This window comes from uncultured Candidatus Puniceispirillum sp. (assembly GCF_963979125.1).
Lineage (GTDB): Bacteria > Pseudomonadota > Alphaproteobacteria > Puniceispirillales > Puniceispirillaceae > Puniceispirillum.
Genome location: NZ_CAXBVX010000118.1, coordinates 1 through 5,596, shown reverse-complemented (window position 1 = coordinate 5,596; position 5,596 = coordinate 1). Strand labels below are relative to the sequence as shown.

The 5,596-nt window shown below is 50.1% G+C and carries 4 protein-coding genes; 2 read left to right on the top strand and 2 right to left on the bottom strand.

Features of this window, described 5'->3' with window-relative positions:
- Positions 1-150: 150 nt before the first annotated feature.
- Positions 151-1,761: a GMC family oxidoreductase N-terminal domain-containing protein gene (locus ABNT28_RS09790; RefSeq protein WP_332923585.1), complete on the bottom strand. Its 1,611-nt coding sequence runs from the start codon at positions 1,759-1,761 to the stop codon at positions 151-153.
- A gap of 89 nt (positions 1,762-1,850) precedes the next feature.
- On the opposite strand from ABNT28_RS09790, the gene ABNT28_RS09785 reads away from it, so the two are divergent.
- Both ABNT28_RS09785 and ABNT28_RS09780 read left to right on the top strand, forming a co-directional pair.
- Positions 1,851-2,612, top strand: coding sequence for a GntR family transcriptional regulator (locus tag ABNT28_RS09785; RefSeq protein WP_332923586.1), 762 nt, complete (start codon positions 1,851-1,853; stop codon positions 2,610-2,612).
- Positions 2,609-3,724 carry a mandelate racemase/muconate lactonizing enzyme family protein gene (locus ABNT28_RS09780; protein WP_332923587.1) on the top strand — a complete coding sequence of 372 codons (1,116 nt, stop codon included), beginning with the start codon at positions 2,609-2,611 and terminating at the stop codon, positions 3,722-3,724. The genes ABNT28_RS09785 and ABNT28_RS09780 overlap by 4 nt, the downstream gene beginning before the upstream one ends.
- A 98-nt stretch (positions 3,725-3,822) precedes the next feature.
- On the opposite strand, the gene betC is transcribed toward ABNT28_RS09780, so the two are convergent.
- A complete protein-coding gene (gene betC, locus ABNT28_RS09775; RefSeq protein WP_348721489.1) occupies positions 3,823-5,424 on the bottom strand; it encodes a choline-sulfatase in 1,602 nt (533 codons plus the stop codon).
- Between the last annotated feature and the right edge of the window lie 172 nt (positions 5,425-5,596).

The window sequence follows — 5,596 nt, the reverse complement described above, 5'->3', positions numbered from 1 at the left end:
GCCGTCAGCCGGACAAATAACCGGCTCGCTTTTGCCCGTACTGCCAAAAACCCAGTCACCAGCAATGAGCATTTTCAATTCTGGGTATGACATCGGTTTGTCTCCATTTCGCCCATAGTTATAAATAGTAACGTTAATTTGAGATTTTTTTCACGATCCTTGCAGAATCATATCAGCAGCCTTTTCGGCAATCATGTAAGTGGGCGCATTGGTATTTGCTGAGGTAATTAATGGCATTATTGACGCATCGACTACGCGCAATCTTTCAACACCACGAACTTTTAACTGTGGTGTTACCACCGCATCCTTATCGACGCCCATGCGGCAAGTGCCAACACAATGATAGACTGTGCCACCACCAGCTCTGATCGCAGCAAGTATTTCATCATCTGTCTGAACATGGCTCCCTGGCACCATTTCCTGATGCCACAAGGATCGAAACTGGGGTTGTTTGTATATCTTACGCAGCATTTTAATACCGGCAACCATTGTTTTTTGATCAAGCTCTGCAGATAGGTAATTTGGCTGTATTATTGGGTCTGCCGCCGGATTTGGCGAGGCAATATCAATGCGCCCCCGCGATGCTGGATGGCATTGCCACACCGCCGCGGTAAAGCCAGAATAGCGATGCAAAGGCTCGCCAGGCTTATCGACCGACAGGGGCATCACATTGAACTGAATATCAGGGGCGGCATTTGGCGCATGTTCGGTTCGCGCTGCACCGCCAACCTGACCGGCACCAACCGTTAATGGCCCGCTGCCTTTGAACAGCCAATCAAATCCCATTTTCAACAGTGACAAAGGATTACGCACCTGATTATTCAGCGAGACCGGATCGTTCATCTGCACAATTGTCCGCATCTGATAATGATCCTGCAAATTTCCACCAACTTCTGCGCGATCGACCAGAACTGGTATATCTAATTTTGATAACAGCTTGGCCGGGCCAATGCCGGATAATTGCAAAATCTGCGGCGATTGAATGGCACCAGCACAAAGAATAACCTCGGCAGCGGCATTTATATCGGCGCTTCCCAGAGCATTTTTTACCCGCACCGCCGTTGCCACGCCATCGGTGATGATAATCTTTTCAACCATCGTTTCGGTTAGCACCGTTAGATTTGGCCGTGATAAAGCTGGTTTGAGAAACGCCGTCGCCGCGCTGGAACGCCAGCGCTTGCCAATCGAAAGATGATATGCGCCAACACCATAGGTCGACGCCCCGTTGAAATCGTCATTTTCAGGCAGACCAAGATGCCGAGCCGAGGCGATCCACGCGGCACAATGAGGATGATAGTTGCGTAATTGTGAGACCTGCACATCACCGTGATGGCCATGATATTGTGACGGCGCTCCGGAAAATGTTTCTAACTTGCGAAAATAAGGAAGCACATCATCATAAGACCAACCTTGATTACCCAAAGCGCGCCAGCTATCGAAATTTTCTTTTTGCCCGCGAATGAAAATCAATCCGTTGATACTGCTCGAACCACCGATCACCCGACCCCGCGGCCAGATAATCGACCGTCCCGCCGTACCGCCGCTGGGGTCGGTCGCAAAATGTCGGGCAACCGATGGGTTATTGATTGACCTAAAATAGCCGACGGGCAGTTTAATCCAAAAATCCCGATCCCAGCTACCCGCCTCGATGAGCAAAACCTGATGGTCAGGCCTGGATGATAACCGGTTCGCCAAAAGACACCCCGCAGACCCTGCGCCAATAATGACATGGGTAAATGTGTGACCAGCAAGATTTATCATAATTGTCTAAACATTCTATTTTTAGTATGTTAGTATGTTTAACAAAGCCACTTTGATTTAGCAAGCGCTTTAACCAATGGACAAATGGCATGACAAAACTGCACAAACAGATAGCGGGTCAGTCAGCAACACGGATCAGCCCGGCCCGACCACTGCCACTATATTATCAGCTCTATGAAACCTTGCGTTCGCAAATTCAGGACGGCGTTTGGAACAATGGAGATTTCTTTCCGCCGATTCCCGTTTTAGCAGATCAATTCGATGTGGCTACTGTGACCGTTCGTCAAGCTCTTGGTTTGTTGCAAAAAGATGGGCTAGTGCAGTCCCGACAGGGACGCGGCACCGTTATCACATCATCGGCATTGCGGTTACAACCATTGCAGCTTGAATCAACCGTTACGGAAATTCTTGATCTTTATGCCGAAGATAGTCCAGACGTTGAATCGATTGATGAGGGGCTGGCCATGCCCCCGTTAAAGGCCAGTGATTTTCACCTCCTGCCGTCTTATTTCTTTATCAAGCGGGTACATATTCGTCATGGTGGGCGTTATTGCCTGATCACTTTTTTTCTGGCCGAACCGCTATTTCACGATCATGAAGACCGGTTTCGCAATCATCTGGTTCTACCGGTTCTGTTCTCGCTTGATGATCTTAGCATTGCCCGCACTTGGCAGTCATTGCGTCTCGAAAAGGCGGATCACTCAACCGCAACAATTCTCAAAGTGTCCGCCGGTGATCCGATTGCGCGGGTCAAAAGATATATCACCAACCAGCAGGATGAATTGATCTATTTCGCCGATGTCCGGTATCGGGGAGATGCCATTCAATATAATATTGAGCTTAAGATATGATTAAAATTACCAAGCTAGATGTGATGGTCTATCGCTTTCCGCTGGCCACACCGGTACAAACCTCCTTTGGCCTGATGCAGGATCGGCCGATGGTTTTGGTGAAATTGACCAGTGATGAAGGCATCACAGGTTGGGGCGAAATCTGGTGTAATTTTCCGAATGTCGGGGCCGAGCACCGTGCCCACTTAGTCACAAGTGTCTTTGCCCCGCTTGTTCTATCAAAAGACCATGCGACAGCCGAAGCCGCCTTTGACTTTCTAACCGAATCCACCTGGGTTCTTGGCCTGCAAACCGGCGAATTTGGCCCTCTGGCGCAATGTATTGCTGGCATCGAAATTGCCCTATCCGATATTTACGCCAAGCAAAAAGATATGCCCTTATGGAAATTATATGGCGGTCAGACCAGCGAAGTTCCGGTTTATGCCAGCGGCATTAACCCAACAAACCCAGCCGATATCGCCAGCAAAGCGATTGATCTTGGCTATCGTGGGCTGAAGCTCAAGATCGGTTTTGGCGAACGCACGGATTGCGAAAACCTTGCAACGCTTAGCCATCTCGCTGGTGACAAAGTCGATCTGATGGTCGATGCCAATCAGGCATGGAACCTGAACCAAGCCCTTACCATGCTGGACGCCTTAGCCAAATTTGACCTGAAATGGCTGGAAGAACCAATTGCCGCCGATCGCCCGCAAGATGAGTGGCGCCATTTACAGAAGGCCGCGTCAATGCCATTGGCCGCTGGTGAAAATATTCAAGGTGATAAAGAATTCAACATCGTCATTAACCAAGACGTTTTGGCGGTGATCCAGCCAGACCTTGCAAAATGGGGCGGCCTTAGCAAAACCGTTCCGATTGCTCGAAACATCATCAGCGCTGGCAAACGTTACTGCCCGCATTATCTGGGCGGCGGCATCGGACTTGTTGCCTCAGCCCATGCGCTGGCCGCGGTTGGCGGGGACGGCATATTGGAAGTCGACATCAATCCAAATCCATTACGCACTGAGTTGGTTGGCGACATGCTGAGCATAACGCCGGGTATGGCAAGCCTTGGCTCTTTGCCAGGTCTGGGCTTTGAACCAGATCTTGCGCCGTTGAAAAAATATCAGGTGTGATAAAAAGGCTTCATCGATAGAAAATTCAAAGCGCAATAGTTAATCTACCCAACGGGACTGGCACACGATCCAAGCCAGATAATAGACATGACGAAGTATTACTTCTGAAAGTCAATTTCGCCACGCATCATGCGGTCGATCATTGTCGATGAAACTTCAGGCAAGTCTGGTGGTATCGTCACGGCGCGCGGCAACCTAAGCCGCGACTTTGTCGTATCGACGCCATCACGGCGAACATAGCGCTCGGCATCCCCTTGAAAGGCCACATAATCCCAATCCGGCTTCTTGCCCGGCACCTTGGCGATAAAGCTCCGGCGACGCTGGCTTGCGACAATTTCGTTTATCAGCATGTCCGGGTCATAGCCGTCCATGCCAATCTTTTTAAGCGCGGCAACTATTGGCGCATTGGACGCATCTTCGGCAAGATTAACGCGCTCATGGGGGTCGGCCTCCAGATCAAACAAAAGATCAGGCTGCCCATGGGTAAAAATATATTTATACGCGCCTTTTTTGACCATACGGCACGGCACGCACGGCCCAATCGCAAGATAATCAGCGATCACGCAATCTGCCGCTGCGCTGGCATCACCTGACAGAAGCGGCATAAGACTATGCCCAGCCAGATCGGCTATAGCCGGGCGAAGCGACGCCGTATCCTGTCCGCCAAAATCGATAAATGTCGGCAGCAAATCAATAAGCGAGCTGTTCGCATCAATTCGGATATTCTTTGCGGCGCGCCGATCCGATATGACTAGCGGTACACGCGCTGACCATTCCCAGAAACATTGCTTGAACCACATTCCGCGCTCGCCCATCATCTCGCCGTGATCCGATGTGAAAATGACAATTGTGTTGTCACCCAAGCCGGTTTCGTCCAATTGATCCAAAATCTGCCCAAGCTTTTCATCAAGGTAGGAAATCATCGCATAATATGCATGGCGTGCATTCAGCAGATGATCCTCGGTTATGCTATGGCGGTGCCGACCATGTGCGAAGAACAAAGCCTTGGAAAAATAATCAAGCGCGGCAAAAGGAATTTCGGGCACGGCTGGCAAATCAATATCCTTGTGATCATAGAGATCCCAGTAACGCTGCGCCACGTTAAAAGGCGTATGCGGGCTGGTGAACGAAACCACCCCAAAAAAAGGCTTCTTTTCTTCTGACCTGGCAAGGTCATAGATTTTGCGAGACGCCTGAAACGCCACATCATCATCATAATCTTCCTGCATGGTTCGGATACAGGGGCCAGCCTCAACAACCCCATTAAGAGCCGTACCTGATGGCACAAAGGCCGGGCCAGCTGACCAATCGGCGATCCATTGAAAGTCGGCCGGATAAACATCAGTCGTCAAGCGTTCTTCAAACCCATGAAGCTGATCCGGCCCGATAAAATGCATCTTCCCGCACAAAAACGTCTGATAGCCTTGCGCACGCATGAAATGCGCCATTGTTGGCAATGATGATGCGATTTCATTGGCATTATCATAAACTCGGATATCCGGGCTCAATCGTCCAGTCAGCATTGATGCGCGGCTGGGAACACATAAGGGATTGTTCGAATAATTATTGGTAAACACGGCGCCTTGCGCGGCAAGCCGTTCAAGATTAGGTGTCTTGCAGACCTTATTGCCATAGATTGACAGGGCTTGCGCTGCCAGTTGATCGGCCATCACTAGCAGGATATTTGGCTGGTGACTCATTTGACCCCCTCGTCTGGACGCGCAAAACCAAAGCGGCTATAGGCTTCGGCAGGCGCGTCAAGTTTCACCATATTATCGATAATTAGCTGGCACATTTGCACCACCCTTTCTGGATCATCAAGCGGCGTTGTTTGTCCAGGATCGGTTTGTAAATCAAAGAGCTGCGACTGCT

Excerpts from the sequence above, each read along its gene's own strand:
- ABNT28_RS09780 (WP_332923587.1), top strand. The coding sequence starts at position 2,609 with ATGATTAAAATTACCAAGCTAGATGTGATGGTCTATCGCTTTCCGCTG.
- ABNT28_RS09785 (WP_332923586.1), top strand. The coding sequence starts at position 1,851 with ATGACAAAACTGCACAAACAGATAGCGGGTCAGTCAGCAACACGGATC.
- ABNT28_RS09790 (WP_332923585.1), bottom strand. The coding sequence starts at position 1,761 with ATGATAAATCTTGCTGGTCACACATTTACCCATGTCATTATTGGCGCA.
- betC (WP_348721489.1), bottom strand. The coding sequence starts at position 5,424 with ATGAGTCACCAGCCAAATATCCTGCTAGTGATGGCCGATCAACTGGCA.